The following is a 14503-nucleotide window of genomic DNA, read 5'->3' as shown; positions in this document are numbered from 1 at the left end:
ATCAGGCCTTCTTCAGTTGCGCGGGATAGTGCCGCTGCAACACGGCTTCCGGCGTCGCGTAAGCTTCCTGCCGGTCGACGCTCCAGTACTTCAGCTCGTCCAGCGGAATATGTTCGCCGGTGATGGCGCAGCGGACATAGGAGCCGGGAGAGGTCACGCGAAAGTCGCCGTCGAGATATTCGACCTGCGCTTCGCCCTGGCCGGAAGGCCCGAATTTATTGAGCACGATAACTGTCCTTGTCGGGTCCGGCAGATTGTCGTCCGGAGAGAGGACTTAAATATAGGCATACAGGAGAGGCGGCGAAACCCTTTTCGGGAGCTCAAAAAAGGTCGCCCTGGACCTTTTTGACGCCGAAATCGGTGGTTCGTTTTGAGGCGGGCTTTGCCGGCGCGGCTTTCGGCTTCGCCGCGGCTGTTCCCTCGCCATCTGCGGTTGCGCCGATGCGTCCGTCGGCGAACTCAATGGTGAGATGCTGGCCGGAGCCGACATGGGCCGCCGCATGCAGCGGCTGACCGTGTTCGTCGCGCACCAGTGCGAAGCCGCGATCCAGCACGCCCTTGTAGGACAGTGCATTCAAAAGCTGCGCGACATACTTCAGCCGCGTCTCGCGCTGCTGGATATGCAGATCGGCGCAGCGCCGCGCGCTTGTGGCGAGCCGCGCGACCTTCTCCTTGCCGCGATCGATCTGTGTGCGCAACGCGGTCACCGTCAGCCGACCGCCGATGGCAGACAGCCGCCGCTCGTACACATGAGCGTTGGCGCGCAAGGCGCGGGGCAGTTGCGCGCTGGCGCGATCGAGACGCTGGCGAGGAATGTTCAGAAGGTCGGCGGCTTTCGGCAGCGCGCGAGCAGCGCTGCGCAGTTCGGCACGGCGGTGTTCGTGGCTGCGTTGCCAGCAGGCGAAGCTGCGGCGTGCAAGGCTGGAAATCTCGATGGCAAGTTCGGCGCGCACCGGGACTGCCATTTCGGCGGCCGCTGTTGGTGTCGGCGCGCGCCTGTCGGCGGCGAAGTCGATCAGCGTGACGTCGGTCTCGTGGCCTACCGCCGAGATCAGCGGGATCATGCTCTCCGCGGCCGCGCGTACCACGATCTCCTCGTTGAACGACCACAGGTCTTCCAGCGAGCCGCCGCCGCGCGCGACGATCAGCAAATCAGGTCGCGGAATTTTTCCGCCTTCTTCCAAAGCGTTGAAGCCGCGAATGGCGGCGGCGATCTGTTCGGCGGAGCCTTCGCCCTGCACGCGCACCGGCCACACCAGCACGCGGCGCGGGAAGCGGTCTTCCAGCCGGTGCAGGATGTCGCGGATCACCGCGCCGGTGGGCGAGGTCACCACGCCGATGACTTCCGGCAGCCACGGCAGAAGCTGCTTGCGGGCTTCATCGAACAGGCCTTCGGCAGCGAGCTTCTTCTTGCGTTCTTCCATCAGCGCCATCAGTGCGCCGACGCCGGCGGGCTCGATGGCTTCGATCACGATCTGGTATTTCGACGAGCCCGGAAAGGTGGTGAGCTTGCCGGTGGCGATGACTTCGAGGCCTTCCTGCGGCTTGAACCGCATCCGGCCGTGGACGCCTTTCCAGATCACCGCCTCGATCTTGGCGCTGTCGTCTTTCAGGGCGAAATAGCAGTGGCCGGAGGAATGCGGCCCGCGAAAGCCGGAGATTTCGCCGCGCACCCGCACATGGCCGTAGGCGTCCTCAACCGTCCGCTTTAGAGCCGAGGACAGCTCCGAAACGGTAAATTCCGGTGAATTGGGCAGCGGTTCGGCGGCAGTGGCTTTCATCGCGACTCGAATCTATTGCGGTGGTCGAACACCATGTTAAACCCTTCTATCATCCCAGAAACGCCGGTTCGACCCTTATCCATGAATATCCTTTTGATCGGTTCCGGCGGGCGCGAACACGCGCTGGCGTGGAAAATGGCGGCCTCGCCACTGCTGACAAAACTGTGGTGCGCGCCGGGCAATGCCGGCATCGCGCAGGACGCCGAGTGCGTTGCGCTTGATGTCGCGAATCATGCGGCGGTGATCGACTTCTGCAAGATGAACAAGGTCGACCTCGTGGTGGTTGGCCCTGAAGCGCCGCTGGCAGCCGGCATCGTTGATGATCTCGCCGCAGCCGGCATCAAGGCGTTCGGTCCCAGCAAGGCTGCGTCGCAACTCGAAAGCTCCAAGGGCTTCACCAAGGATATCTGCAAGGCGAACGACATCCCGACCGCGGCCTATGAGCGGTTTCGCGATGCGGACGCCGCGAAAGCCTATATCCGCAAGCAGGGCGCGCCGATTGTCGTGAAGGCGGACGGTCTCGCCGCCGGCAAGGGCGTCGTGGTGGCGATGACGCTGGCCGAGGCCGAAGCCGCGATCGATGCGCTGTTCACCGCGGCGGGCGCCGAAGCGGTCGTTGAGGAATTCATGGAAGGCGAGGAAGCCTCGTTCTTCGTGCTGTGCGATGGTGACAGCGCGTTGCCGCTGGCCGCCGCGCAGGATCACAAGCGCGCCTTCGACGGCGACAAGGGGCCAAACACCGGCGGCATGGGGGCCTATTCGCCGGCGCCGGTGTTCACCGACGCGGTGCGCGAGCGGACGATGACCGAAATCATCCTGCCGACGCTGCGCGCGATGAAGGCGATGGGCATGCCTTACAAGGGCGTGCTGTTCGCTGGCCTGATGATCACCAAAGATGGCCCGAAGCTGATCGAATACAATGCGCGCTTCGGCGATCCCGAGACGCAGGTGCTGATGATCCGCCTGATGTCGGACCTCGTGCCGGCGCTGCTTGCTTCGGTCGAAGGTGAATTGAAGCATTTCGACCTGCGCTGGTATCCCGAGCCCGCGCTCACCGTGGTGATGGCGGCCAAAGGCTATCCAGGCGACTATGCCAAAGGCACGGTCATCGAAGGTCTTGGTGATGCTGCGAAGATCGAAGGCGTCGAAATCTTCCATGCCGGCACCAAGGCCGATGGAGACAGAATTCTCGCCAACGGCGGCAGGGTGCTGAACGTCACCGCAACCGCCAAGACCGTCAGCGAGGCGCATCGCCGGGCCTATGAAGCCATCGATCGAATCCGATGGCCGGAAGGCTTTTGCCGCCGCGATATCGGCTGGCAGGCGGTGAAGCGGGAGGAAAAGCTGCCTTGATGCCTGGAAGCCTGAGCGAGAAAATTCCTTTCGGTGTGCTCCTAGCCTTTCTTTTCTCTTCGGTTGCAGGTGCCGCCGATCTGGAAGGTTATTGGTATAGCGAGGGGTATCAACCTTTCGCGCGTCAATACATGCAATGGATGATACATCGCAAACCAGATCGCTCTTTCATCGTCGAATTTCGGCACTATCGAAATTGCGAACTATCTAAGCGTCAAACTGAAGGCGGCATATGGATTGCTACTCAGAAAGGTTGGCGTACGGAAACCAAGACGATCAATGGCTCACACTCAAAGGAGCCCTTAATAGATGACTACGAAATCACGAAAGGTAGCGATCTAGAGATCGAATACAAACATGTTGCTACAGGGCAAGTTTGGACGGCACGAAAAAGTATAGGTTTTCAATTTAAGCCATGTGTTCCTATGAGCTAGGGCGTCAATTCAGAATCTGAAAGCAGTGGGAGGATGAATGCCCGATCTTGCCGACCTCTTTCCCGGTTTCCAGTCTGAATGGATCAGCACACGCGGCGGGCGCATTTTCGCCCGCGTCGGCGGCAAGGGCCCGCCATTGCTGCTGTTGCACGGTTATCCGCAGACCCATGTGATGTGGCATCGCGTCGCGCCGATGCTGGCCGACAAATTCACCCTCGTGATTCCGGATTTGCCCGGATACGGCTGGTCGGATGTTCCGAAGACCGACGAGAACCATGCGCCGTTCACCAAGCGGGCGATGGCGCAGGTCATGGTCGAGGCGATGGAAAAGCTCGGTTATGTGCATTTCGGTCTTGCGGGTCACGATCGTGGCGGGCGTGTCGCCTATCGGCTGGCGCTCGATCATCCCGGGCGGCTGTCGCGCTTCGCGACGCTCGATATTCTGCCGACCTATGATTACTGGCTGAAGATGGATCGCGCCTTCGCGCTTCGCATCTATCACTGGGCGTTTCTGGCGCAGCCGCATCCGTTGCCGGAAAACTTGATTGCAACGAATCCCGACGATTATTTCGGGCGCACCTTCAAGAGCTGGGCCAAGAAGGATGTGCCCAGTCCATTCGATCCGCGTGCGGTCGAACATTACCTGACGGCGTTTCGCGATCCGCTGCGCATCCATGCCGCGTGCGAGGATTATCGCGCCGGGGCCTATGCCGATTTCGAGCAGGACAAGGCCGACGTTGAAGCCGGCAACAAGATCACGGTGCCGCTTCTGGCGCTGTGGGGCGGGGCGGGCATTGCGTCCTCGGCTTCGAGCCCGCTCGACACCTGGCGTAATTGGGCGACGAACGTCAGGGGACACGCCATTGATGCGGGCCATTTCCTTCCCGAGGAAAATCCGCAGGAAACGGCCAATGCATTACTTGAATTCTTTCAGGGGCAGGATTGATGGCACTACGTGAGGCACGGCGAGAGGATATCCGGCGGATTGTTGAAATGCTGGCGGATGATGAGATCGCGCGCGGGCGCGAGGATTTCTCCAGTAACATGGCGGCGTATTGTGCCGCGTTCGACGCCATCGCGGCGGACCCCAACAACACGCTTTATGTGTGGGATCACGAGGGCACGGCGATGGGGTGCCTGCAACTGACCTTCATTCCCGGCATGTCCTATCATGGCAGCTGGATCGCGAAGGTCGAGGGTGTGCGGGTCGACCGTTCGCTGCGGGGGCTCGGCATCGGCGAACAGATGATGGAGGCGATGATCGCCAAGTCACGTGCGCGCGGCTGCAAGCAATTGCAGCTCACGACCGACAAGCGGCGCGTCGATGCGCAGCGCTTCTATGCGCGGCTTGGCTTCGACGCCTCGCATGAGGGCATGAAGATCAATCTGATTTAGGGCATGATCCCGAAAAGTGGAAACCGGTTTTCGGAAAAGATCATGCCCAAACAAAACGACCGGCGACGAGTCTGATTCAGCGAAGCTGGATCACACTCTAGCGCCGCGCCTTGAAGAAATTCGTCAGCAGCGTGGCGGCTTCGCTTTCGCCGACGGACGGATAAATCTCCGGCACATGATGGCAGGTGTGCGAGGCGAAAAACCGGACACCTGAGTCCACCGCGCCGCCCTTCGGATCAGCCGCGCCATAGTAAAGCCGCCGGATGCGGGCGAAGGAAATGGCCCCTGCACACATGGTGCAGGGTTCCAGCGTGACATAGAGATCGCAATCGGTCAGACGCTCGCTGCCCGTGACGCGGGCGGCCTCGCGGATGGCCAGAATCTCGGCATGGGCGGTCGGGTCGCGGTCGGCGAGGGTGCGGTTGCCGGCCTGCGCGATCACGGCGCCGTCCCGCACGATGACGCAGCCGATCGGCACTTCACCCGCTGTTTCAGCGATTTCCGCCTGTTTCAGCGCCAAATCCATGAAAGATCGTGCCGTCATGCCTCGTTTCCGGCGATAAACTCTGTTACTACGGCGTCTTCAGCAAACGCGAGAACCGGTTTTGCGCGAAAATGCGCCCTGATTTAAAAGGGCGCGTACCGCCAGCCAATTTTCACGCTGTGCGACAGTCCCGATATTCTGCCCAACGCCTGAGAGATCATTCATGCCCCGCGACAACGATAAAAACAACGGCCGTCCGCCGCGCCGTGAAGGCGGCGCAGGCGGGGGCTACAAGGGCGGCGGCAGAGGCCGCCCCGGCGGCTCGCGCAGCGGAGCGGGCTCACGCAGTGGCGGAAGTTCGCGCGATGAGCGCCCCGCACGATCGGCGGGCCCGCGCGGCGGTGACAAGAAATTCGGCGACCGCAAGTTCGGCGACAAGCGTCCGTCCGGCGACAAGCGGCCCTATGCGCCGAAGCCCTATGCCGGCAAGCGCGACGATTTCCGCAAGGACGGACCGGATCGCGGCCCGCGCAAGGACTTCGGCTCGCGGGATCGGGGCGAAGCGCGTTCGTTCAAACCGCGTGAGGATCGTGGTGAAGGCCGTCCGTTCAAGCCGCGTGGCGATCGTCCCGAAGGACGTTCGTTCAAGCCACGCGGCGATCGCCCCGAAGGACGTTCGTTCAAACCGCGTGAGGATCGTGGTGAAGGCCGTCCGTTCAAGCCGCGCGAAGATCGTGGTGAAGGCCATTCCTTCAAGCCGCGCGATCGCGACGACCGCGCACCACGCAGCGCCGGTGCCGGACGTTTCCAGGATAAAAAATTCGGAGACAGGAAGTTCGGCGAAAAGCGGCCCTACACGCAGCGCGACGAGCGTCCGCGCTTCAACCGTGACGACCGGCCCGCGCGTGGTGCGCCGGACCGTGGCCCACGCCGGGAGTTCAACCGCGGTGAGGATCGCGGCAACGAAAAGCCCTGGCAGAAGCGCGGACCGTCGCGCGATGGAGACAGCCGTCCGCCGCGCCGTGAAGGTGCTGGTGGTTTCGACAAGCCCCGTTTCGACCGTGGCGACCGCGATCGCGATTCCAGTGAGCGCCCGCGGTTTTCGCGCCCTCGTTTTGACAAGCCGCGTGAGGACCGCGCGCCGCGTGGCCGCAGCGACTGGCAGGAGCATCCACGCAGTGAAGCCGGTGAACGCCCGCGCCGCGACAACGAGGACGACAGCAAGATTTTCGCCAAGCGGCCGGCGTTTGGCGGCCGCGGCGAATACCGCGAGCGCAAACCCGATTTCGAGAAGCGTGCGCCGCGCGCGGCACCGGAAAAGAAAAAGACCGGCGAGCGCATCGCCAAGATCGTCGCGCGCGCGGGGCTATGTTCGCGCCGCGACGCCGAGGACTGGATCGTGCAGGGCCGCGTTGCGGTGAACGGCCGCGTGATCAACTCGCCGGCGCTCGATATCACCGACAACGATGTCGTCACCATCGACGGCAAGCCGTTGCCGGAGCGCGAGCGCACGCGGCTGTTTCTCTATCATAAGCCCCGCGGCCTGATGACGACCCACGACGATCCCGAGGGCCGTCCGACAGTGTTCGACAATCTGCCTGAGGGACTTCCGCGCCTCATCAGCGTCGGCCGGCTCGATTTCAACACCGAAGGTCTGCTGCTTTTGACCAACGACGGCGGACTCGCCCGTGCGCTGGAACTGCCGGACACCGGCTGGCTGCGGCGTTATCGCGTCCGCGCCCACGGCGAAGTCACGCAGGCCCAGCTCGACGAACTGAAGAAGGGCGTCGAGGTCGACGGCGTGAAGTATGGTTCGATCGATGCGACGCTGGAACGCGACAAGGCGGCCAACGTCTGGATCGTGTTTGCGATCCGCGAAGGCAAGAACCGCGAAGTGCGCAATGTCATGGCGCATCTCGGACTTGAAGTGAACCGGCTGATCCGCATTTCCTACGGCCCGTTCCAGCTTGGCGAGATCGAGGAAGGCCAGGTCGAGGAGATCAAGTCACGGGTGCTGCGCGACCAGCTCGGCGAGAAGATCGTCGCGATGTCCGGCGCGCAGTTCGACAAGCCGGTGAAGCAGGCCGCGGAGGACGAAGACGCGCCTCGCATCAAGGGCCGCATCAAGCCTGCGGGAAAGAAGAGCGGACTGATCGCGGACCGCAAGGGCCGCCGCATCCTGGTGACGCGTGCGGGCAGCGACGAAGCCCGTGCGCGCAACGAGGAAGCAGCCGGCGGCTACGGCCCGCCGCGCCGTCCGCAACGCGGCTACAAGGGCAAGCGCGATCTGAAGCCCAAAGACGGCGTCACGGAAGACTGATGCATGATCCGGAAAAGTGGGAACCGGTTTTCCGATAAGATCATGCTGGGAGTCTAGCATGCGCGTCGTCGGTGGTCGTCTGAGAGGCCGCAACATCGCCTCGCCCGCGTCGAATGACATCCGTCCGACGCAGGATCGTCTGCGCGAGTCGCTATTCAATATCCTGATGCATGCCTACGAGAACCCGATCGACGGCGCGCGGGTGCTCGACCTGTTCGCCGGCACCGGCGCGCTCGGCATCGAAGCGGTGTCGCGCGGCGCGGCATTCACGCTGTTCGTGGACAACGGCGCGGAGGCGCGGGCGCTGCTCCGTAACAATGTCGAAGCGCTGGGGCTCGGCGGCGTCACCAAGGTCTATCGCCGCGATGCGACCAATCTCGGCCCGGCCTATCCGGTCGAGCCGTTCTCGCTGGTGTTTCTCGATCCGCCCTACGGGCGCGGACTGGCCGACAAGGCGCTGGCCTCCTTGCGTGACGGCAGGTGGCTGACGCCGGATGCGCTTGTGGTGGTCGAGGAATCGAAGGCCGCGGCATTTTCGGCGCCGGATGGTTTTGAAGAACTCGAGCGCCGCGTCTATGACGACACGGAGTTTGTATTTTTACGGACGAGTGGCACTGCGATAGCCTGAACTTGCATTCAGACGTCGTGCGTCAAGTTAATTCGGCGGCGTTTCTGACACTGAATCTGAATTCGCCCGGAAGCCGCAATTTGCTCACCACTTCGCCTTTTGCAGCGAAGATCGTCACTGTTTCGCCCTTACGATTTTGGCGGCTTTATCGCCGCCCGAACAGCTTTTCGATGTCCGCAAGTTTCAGTTCGACATAGGTCGGTCGACCGTGGTTGCACTGGCCGGAATTCGGCGTCACTTCCATCTCGCGCAGCAGCGCGTTCATTTCCTCAGGCTTGAGGATACGGCCGGAGCGCACCGAGCCGTGGCAGGCCATCGTCGCCGCGACATGCATCAGCCGCCGCTCAAGCGGCAATGCCTCGTCCCATTCGGCCATGTGCTCGGCGAGATCGCGCAGCAATGAGGCTGCATCGGTCTTGCCGAGGAGCGACGGCGTTTCGCGCACGGCAATCGCGCCGGGTCCGAACGACTCGATGCTCAGCCCGAATTTTTCCAGCTCGCTGGCGCGTCCCACCAGCCTCTCGACGGTGGACTCGTCCATCTCGACGATTTCGGGGATCAGCAGAATCTGCCGCTGCACGCCGTTGCGTTCAAGCGAGGCTTTCAGCCGCTCATAGACGATGCGTTCGTGGGCGGCATGCTGATCCACGATCACCAGCCCGTCGCGGGTCTGGGCGACGATGTAGTTTTCATGGATCTGCGTGCGCGCCGCGCCGAGCGGGCTGTCGATCAGTTCATGTGCGGGCGCGTGCTCAGTGCGCACGTCGGCGGTCGGCGCGCCAGTATCGAATGCGGCCTGCGCGGTCTCGGCAAAGGTATTGGGCGAAAACGCATTCGCATAAGCCGGTGCAGGGGGAGCCGCAGGAAAATTCGGCGAGCGCCGCCAGTCCCATCCACCGCTGCGTGAAATGCTGCCCGGGCGGAAGGCCATGATCGCCGCGCCGTCGGAATTCGCCGCCGTGCGCTTGCCTTCGCGTGCGAGGCCGTCTTTCAGCGCGTGCACGATCAGGGCGCGGACCAGCCCGGCGTTGCGGAAACGCACCTCGGTCTTTGCCGGATGCACGTTGGCGTCGACCTCCTGCGTATCCAGCGTAACGAACAGCGTCACCACGGGATGACGGTCGCGCGGCAGATAGTCCGCATAGGCTGCACGCACGGCGCCGAGGATCAGCTTGTCGCGCACCGGGCGGCCGTTGACGAACAGATATTGCCCGAGTGCGTTGGCCCGCGTGAGGGAAGGTGCTGCGGCAAAGCCTTCGACGCTAACGCCATCACGCTCCGCGCGCACCTCGATGGCGCTGGCGCGAAAATCCGCGCCCAGAATATCGCCGAGCCGTGTCAGGCGGCCTGGTGCGCCGGGCAGCGCCGCCGCCCATGTGACGGGCGCGCGTTCCTCGCCGGACAGCGAAAACGCGATGTCCGGCCGTGCCATGGCCAGGCGCCGCACCACTTCGCGGACGGCTTCGGCTTCGGTGCGGTCGGTCTTGAGGAATTTCAACCGCGCCGGGGTGGCGTAGAACAGATCGCTGACCTCGACGCGCGTTCCAGCGGCCAATGCCGCTGGCACGATATCGGACTTCGCCCCCGCATCGACATTGAGCGTCCACGCATGAGGCTCGCTGGCATGCCGTGTGGCAATATTGAGCTTTGACACAGCGCCGATCGACGGCAGTGCTTCGCCGCGGAAGCCGAGCGTGCGGATGCGCAGCAGATCCTCGTCGTCGAGCTTCGATGTCGCGTGTCGGTCGACCGAGAGTGCGAGATCGTCACGCGTCATGCCCGCGCCGTCGTCGGTGATCGCGATGCGCCGGCGTCCGCCACCCTCGGTAAAAATGTCGATGCGCGACGCGCCGGCATCGATGGCGTTCTCGACCAGCTCCTTCACCGCGCTCGCGGGCCGCTCCACCACCTCGCCGGCGGCAATGCGGTTGACGATTTGAATAGGGAGCTGACGGACGGGCATGAGGTTCCAGTGCGACTCGATATGACGCGGGCGCATTTTACCGGGTTGGATTGATCAAAGGGAACCTCAACCGGGCTCATTTGTCAGGCTTTCACCGCTTCGCACAGGTCTCTTGAACGGCCGCATATGCGGTCAGCATGTGGCGGAATCTCCGCGAAATGGCCCCCAAATCTCTGAACAATGGTCACACCACGCAGTTTGCATGCGTGCGCGTCGTTCGTGAGAAATATCTCGGCGAATCCATCCGGTAGATGCGGACGGCGCACAGACGAAACCGGATGGGCGTCGCTATTGTAAGGAGAAGTGGATGAAGGTCGTAAAAACTGCAGCCATTGTGCTCGCAACCTCGGCAATGCTGACTGGCGCTGTACTGGCACAGGGCGTTTCATCTGACACGCGGGTTCGTGGCGGCGCGCAGGGTGGTGTCAGCGGCCCCGCCGGAATCTCCGGTGGCGCCAATACCGGCGCCGGCGTCGATTCCAATGTCGGAAGTTCGGGTGCCAATGCTGGCGCCGGTACGCACACCGGTGCGAAGGGCACGGTCGGGTCGGGTGCGGGCGGAGCTGTCAACGGCGCGGCTGGCGCCACCGGTGGCGCTGCGGGCGGTCTCAAGCGTTAGGCTGGTGCGCTGGTCCTGCTCTTTTCCCCAAGACAAGAACTCCGGCCGCTTCCGTGGCCGGAGTTTTCTGTCGGGTGTGCCTAATCGTCGAAGCTGCGCGTGTTGCGCCTTGCCTTGATATCGCTGCGGCGTTTCTTGCCGTCGAGACGGCGCATCTTGGAGCCGAGGGTCGGCTTCGTGGCGCGGCGCGGTTTCGGACGGACAGCGGCTTCGCGCAGCAGCTCCAGCAGCCGGTCGATGGCGTCGGCGCGGTTGCGCTCCTGGGTGCGGAAGCGCTGCGCGTGAATGACGATCACGCCGTCCCTGGTCATGCGCTGGCCTGCAAGCGTGGTCAGCCGCGTCATCACATCCGGTTCAAGCGTGATACGCCTGACATCGAAGCGCAGTTGCGCCGCGGTCGAGAGCTTGTTGACATTCTGTCCGCCCGGGCCCGAAGCGCGAACGAACGCAATGTCGAGGTCCTTCTCGTCAATCGTGATGTCGCGTGTGACCCGGATCATGCAGCACGCCTAGCACGGTCAGAGCCAACCGGCACCGGTTTTCGCGTCAGTGCGTTGCCGGGACCACCGTCTCGCTGTGGATTCGCGCCAGCATTTCACCGGCGAGATAAATCCCCAGCAGCAGCATCGCGATCAGAAACCAGCGGCGGAACGTATCGGCATCCATGCGCGAGCGCAGAAGCTGTCCGAGATACATGCCGGCGAAAGCCGTGACCATCGCGACAAGGCCGGGAACGGCAACGGTTGCGTTCAGCAGCCCCGCGCCAGTGAGGTTGAACGCCAGCGCCACGGTCGCGGTCGTGAAAAACACGCCGAGCGCCTGGACCAGTTCGTCCTTCTCCATGCCGATAGCCTGCATGAAGGGCATCGAGGGAATGACCTGCACGCCGGTCGCGGCCGAGATCACGCCGGTGACCAGCCCGACGATGCCGCCGAGCCATTTCTCGTTCCGGCGCTCGACGCTGAAACGGACTTTGGACAGCCCGATGATCGCGTAGATCACCAGCAATATGCCGAGCACGATGGTGCCGTAGCGCGCATAGGGGCCTGTCATCAGGCCTCCGCCCGACAGAATGCCGAGCACCGTGCCGGCCATCAGCGGCCACAACCGGCGCACGATGTCGCGCAGATACGGGCCGACGAAGGTCTGCCAGATATTGGTGACGATGGCGGGCACAATCACGATAGCCAGCGCGTGTGCGGGCGGCATCCGCGTGGCGAGCAGACCCATCGCCACGGTCGGCAGACCCATGCCGATGGTGCCTTTGACGAAGCCTGCCAGCAGGAAGACTGCGGCAATGATGATCAGGAGAACGGGATCGGAGAGTGAACTGGACATGGCGCGTACATTGACCGAGGGCGGCAAACTGCACAATCTGGAGGATACGGAGCTAGCCTTCGGCGTTGGCGAAGGCACTGTAAAGGGCCATGGCCATGCATTTCGATCTGGTGGATATGCGGTTGTTCGTGGCGATCGCCGAGGCGCGCAGCATCACCCACGGCGCCGAGCGGTCGGCCTTAGCGCTGGCATCGGCCAGCGCACGCATCAAGGGCATGGAAGCGGCGCTGGGCGTACCGCTCCTGGAGCGGCAGCGGCGCGGCGTCAGGCTGACGGCCGCCGGTGAAAGCTTGCTCGATCATGCCCGGATCGTGCTGCATCAGATGGCGGCGATGCAGGGCGAACTCAGCGCGTACGCGCGGGGCCTGAAGGCGCGCATCCACATGCTCGCCAACACGTCCGGCGCGAGCGAGCATCTGCCGAAGGCGCTGGCGTCGTTTCTGGCGAAACATCCGGCGATCAGCGTCGATGTAGAGGAGCGCGAGAGCGCGGAGATTGCCACCGCGCTGGCCTCGGGCGCAGCCGATATCGGTCTGGCGATCGACGCGATGCTGCCCGAGGGGCTCGACCGGTTTCCGTTCTGCGCCGATCGGCTGGTGTTGATCGTGCCGCCTGGAGACGAGATCGCGCAGCGCCGCCAGACCGGTTTCCGCGATGTTGCTGCCCGCGAGTTCGTCGGCCTGACCGAGGTCAGCGCCTTGCAAAGTCATATCGCAACTCATGCCGCACAACTTGGTGTGCGCATGCGGGTGCGGGCGCGGCTCCGGAGTTTCGATGCGATCTGCCAGATGGTGGAGGCCGGCGTCGGCGTGGCGATCATTCCGGAGGCTGCGGCGCGCGGTTACCGCTCCACCCGGATCAGGACAATCAGGATAACCGATCCATGGGCCAGCCGCCGGCTCGCGATCTGCACCCGTAGCCGGCAATCGCTGCCGCGGCCGGTGCAGCAGCTTGCGGATCATCTGAAGATGTTTGCGAAGCTGTGACGCCAAAGCCTGAGAGATCTCAGGCGTTCAGAATCTTCAGTGCCTCTTCATGGACGCGCTTGTCGCCGGCCGCGACGATGCGTCCGCCGGATTGTGCGGGCTTGCCGTCCCAGGTGGTGATGATGCCGCCGGCGCCGGTGACGATCGGAATCAGGGCTGCAACGTCGTACGGCTTCAGCTCGGTCTCGATGATGAGATCGAGATGTCCTGCGGCGAGCATGCAATAGGCGTAGCAATCGCCGCCGTAACGCGACAATCGTACGCCGGCTTCGACGCGCTCGAACTGCGCGCGGTCCGGCGCCTTCATCAATCGGGGGCTGGTGGTGAACAGCGTCGCTTCTGCGAGCGATGCGCACCGCCGCACCTGCAGTTTTCGTTTGCCGGATGCTCCATCGTAGCGCGCGGAACCGCCGTCGCCGCTGAAACGTTCGCCGATATAGGGTTGATGCATCATGCCGAACACCGGGGTGCCGTTGTGCATCAACGCAATCAGCGTGCCCCAGATCGGCAGACCGGCGATGAAAGACTTGGTCCCGTCGATCGGGTCCAACACCCAGACATATTCCGCATCAGCGCGTTCGGATCCGAACTCCTCGCCGATAATGCCGTGCAGCGGAAAGCTGTCCTTGATCATCCGGCGCATCACCGCCTCGGCGGCGCGGTCGGCCTCGGTGACCGGATCGAGATCGCGTCCGGCGTTCTTGTTCTCGACGCTGAGCGAGGTGCGGAAGAAGGGAAGGATGGTGTCGCCCGAGGCGGTCGCCAGTCGTCCGATGAAAGCGGTGAAGTCGATGACCGTCACGAGGATTCCTTTAGAGCAACCACGATGCCGATGGAGTGTAAGTGCGAACCTGTTACGGCCCTATAAGAGTCCGGGGAGCGGAGCAATCGCCGCAAACTCTGATGGCTGGACACTAACCGGAGTGTTCATTCTTTACTTTGAGATTCCAAAGTGAAGGTGCAAATGAAAGCTTGACAGCCAATAAATTGACATCTTTATTCACTTCTTGGGTGCATTTTCATGCTTTTTTGGCAGTGCACAATTGTCATAATTCTTCATAAGACTTTGATATTTAACAAAGAACTCTTGCTGCCTCGGAGGAGTGATCGCAAGTCTGTCATGCATGTAGAGCATGACTAAATCTTTAAAAATACTTGCCTTGAGTGCGTTGCGGCTGCATATTGTTGCGGTGCGATAACGC

The 14503-nt window shown here is 62.9% G+C and carries 15 protein-coding genes; 8 read left to right on the top strand and 7 right to left on the bottom strand.

Annotated elements, in window-relative coordinates; genetic code table 11:
• Position 1: 1 nt before the first annotated feature.
• Positions 2-226, bottom strand: a complete 225-nt coding sequence (locus I554_RS0122745) for a DUF2093 domain-containing protein (protein ID WP_002713413.1) — start codon at positions 224-226, stop codon at positions 2-4.
• A gap of 94 nt (positions 227-320) precedes the next feature.
• Positions 321-1781 (bottom strand): exodeoxyribonuclease VII large subunit, encoded by a 1461-nt coding sequence (gene xseA, locus I554_RS0122740; protein ID WP_024574239.1) that lies wholly within the window; start codon positions 1779-1781, stop codon positions 321-323.
• An 81-nt stretch (positions 1782-1862) separates the two neighbouring features.
• Here xseA and purD point away from each other — a divergent pair, with 81 nt between their 5' ends.
• From purD to I554_RS0122725, 4 genes are read left to right on the top strand one after another with little or no spacing between them, the layout of a single operon-like run.
• Positions 1863-3134 (top strand): phosphoribosylamine--glycine ligase, encoded by a 1272-nt coding sequence (gene purD / locus I554_RS0122735; RefSeq protein WP_024574240.1) that lies wholly within the window; start codon positions 1863-1865, stop codon positions 3132-3134.
• Positions 3134-3568, top strand: coding sequence for a hypothetical protein (locus I554_RS27025; protein ID WP_152527632.1), 435 nt, complete (start codon positions 3134-3136; stop codon positions 3566-3568). Before purD ends, I554_RS27025 begins: the two co-directional genes overlap by 1 nt.
• Positions 3569-3605: 37 nt before the next feature.
• A complete protein-coding gene (locus I554_RS0122730; RefSeq protein ID WP_024574241.1) occupies positions 3606-4514 on the top strand; it encodes an alpha/beta hydrolase in 909 nt (302 codons plus the stop codon).
• Complete coding sequence (locus tag I554_RS0122725; protein ID WP_024574242.1) at positions 4514-4963, top strand: GNAT family N-acetyltransferase; 450 nt, start codon at positions 4514-4516, stop codon at positions 4961-4963. Before I554_RS0122730 ends, I554_RS0122725 begins: the two co-directional genes overlap by 1 nt.
• 97 nt (positions 4964-5060) lie before the next feature.
• Here the strand turns inward: I554_RS0122725 and I554_RS0122720 are convergent, their stop codons facing one another.
• Complete coding sequence (locus tag I554_RS0122720) at positions 5061-5507, bottom strand: nucleoside deaminase (RefSeq protein WP_024574243.1); 447 nt, start codon at positions 5505-5507, stop codon at positions 5061-5063.
• 163 nt (positions 5508-5670) lie between these two features.
• Between I554_RS0122720 and I554_RS0122715 the strand changes: the two genes are divergently transcribed.
• Entirely contained in the window at positions 5671-7767 is a 2097-nt protein-coding gene (locus I554_RS0122715; protein WP_024574244.1) for a pseudouridine synthase, read from the top strand.
• A 58-nt stretch (positions 7768-7825) separates the two neighbouring features.
• A complete protein-coding gene (gene rsmD / locus I554_RS0122710) occupies positions 7826-8395 on the top strand; it encodes a 16S rRNA (guanine(966)-N(2))-methyltransferase RsmD (RefSeq protein ID WP_024574245.1) in 570 nt (189 codons plus the stop codon).
• Positions 8396-8540: 145 nt separating this feature from the next.
• On the opposite strand, the gene mutL is transcribed toward rsmD, so the two are convergent.
• Positions 8541-10358, bottom strand: a complete 1818-nt coding sequence (mutL, locus tag I554_RS0122705) for a DNA mismatch repair endonuclease MutL (protein ID WP_024574246.1) — start codon at positions 10356-10358, stop codon at positions 8541-8543.
• Between the two features lie 307 nt (positions 10359-10665).
• Here mutL and I554_RS0122700 point away from each other — a divergent pair, with 307 nt between their 5' ends.
• Positions 10666-10977, top strand: coding sequence for a hypothetical protein (locus I554_RS0122700; protein ID WP_024574247.1), 312 nt, complete (start codon positions 10666-10668; stop codon positions 10975-10977).
• An 80-nt stretch (positions 10978-11057) separates the two neighbouring features.
• Here the strand turns inward: I554_RS0122700 and arfB are convergent, their stop codons facing one another.
• Complete coding sequence (gene arfB, locus I554_RS0122695; protein WP_024574248.1) at positions 11058-11477, bottom strand: alternative ribosome rescue aminoacyl-tRNA hydrolase ArfB; 420 nt, start codon at positions 11475-11477, stop codon at positions 11058-11060.
• A gap of 46 nt (positions 11478-11523) precedes the next feature.
• On the bottom strand, positions 11524-12315 hold the full coding sequence (locus I554_RS0122690) for a sulfite exporter TauE/SafE family protein (protein ID WP_024574249.1): 792 nt from the start codon (positions 12313-12315) through the stop codon (positions 11524-11526).
• Positions 12316-12410: 95 nt separating this feature from the next.
• On the opposite strand from I554_RS0122690, the gene I554_RS0122685 reads away from it, so the two are divergent.
• Entirely contained in the window at positions 12411-13301 is an 891-nt protein-coding gene (locus I554_RS0122685; RefSeq protein WP_024574250.1) for a LysR substrate-binding domain-containing protein, read from the top strand.
• A 19-nt stretch (positions 13302-13320) separates the two neighbouring features.
• On the opposite strand, the gene hisN is transcribed toward I554_RS0122685, so the two are convergent.
• Positions 13321-14103, bottom strand: a complete 783-nt coding sequence (gene hisN, locus I554_RS0122680; RefSeq protein ID WP_024574251.1) for a histidinol-phosphatase — start codon at positions 14101-14103, stop codon at positions 13321-13323.
• Positions 14104-14503 lie beyond the last annotated feature (400 nt).

The organism is Afipia sp. OHSU_II-C1 (genome assembly GCF_000497575.1).
In the GTDB taxonomy this organism is placed as follows: domain Bacteria; phylum Pseudomonadota; class Alphaproteobacteria; order Rhizobiales; family Xanthobacteraceae; genus Afipia.
The sequence above is the reverse complement of the archived record's forward strand: the minus strand, read 5'-3'. Positions and strand labels throughout refer to the sequence as shown.

What these genes read in the sequence shown, in the direction of transcription:
- xseA (WP_024574239.1), bottom strand. Translation starts at nt 1,781, where the DNA reads ATGAAAGCCACTGCCGCCGAACCGCTGCCCAATTCACCGGAATTTACC.
- purD (WP_024574240.1), top strand. Translation starts at nt 1,863, where the DNA reads ATGAATATCCTTTTGATCGGTTCCGGCGGGCGCGAACACGCGCTGGCG.
- I554_RS27025 (WP_152527632.1), top strand. Translation starts at nt 3,134, where the DNA reads ATGCCTGGAAGCCTGAGCGAGAAAATTCCTTTCGGTGTGCTCCTAGCC.
- I554_RS0122730 (WP_024574241.1), top strand. Translation starts at nt 3,606, where the DNA reads ATGCCCGATCTTGCCGACCTCTTTCCCGGTTTCCAGTCTGAATGGATC.
- I554_RS0122725 (WP_024574242.1), top strand. Translation starts at nt 4,514, where the DNA reads ATGGCACTACGTGAGGCACGGCGAGAGGATATCCGGCGGATTGTTGAA.
- I554_RS0122720 (WP_024574243.1), bottom strand. Translation starts at nt 5,507, where the DNA reads ATGACGGCACGATCTTTCATGGATTTGGCGCTGAAACAGGCGGAAATC.
- I554_RS0122715 (WP_024574244.1), top strand. Translation starts at nt 5,671, where the DNA reads ATGCCCCGCGACAACGATAAAAACAACGGCCGTCCGCCGCGCCGTGAA.
- rsmD (WP_024574245.1), top strand. Translation starts at nt 7,826, where the DNA reads ATGCGCGTCGTCGGTGGTCGTCTGAGAGGCCGCAACATCGCCTCGCCC.
- mutL (WP_024574246.1), bottom strand. Translation starts at nt 10,358, where the DNA reads ATGCCCGTCCGTCAGCTCCCTATTCAAATCGTCAACCGCATTGCCGCC.
- I554_RS0122700 (WP_024574247.1), top strand. Translation starts at nt 10,666, where the DNA reads ATGAAGGTCGTAAAAACTGCAGCCATTGTGCTCGCAACCTCGGCAATG.
- arfB (WP_024574248.1), bottom strand. Translation starts at nt 11,477, where the DNA reads ATGATCCGGGTCACACGCGACATCACGATTGACGAGAAGGACCTCGAC.
- I554_RS0122690 (WP_024574249.1), bottom strand. Translation starts at nt 12,315, where the DNA reads ATGTCCAGTTCACTCTCCGATCCCGTTCTCCTGATCATCATTGCCGCA.
- I554_RS0122685 (WP_024574250.1), top strand. Translation starts at nt 12,411, where the DNA reads ATGCATTTCGATCTGGTGGATATGCGGTTGTTCGTGGCGATCGCCGAG.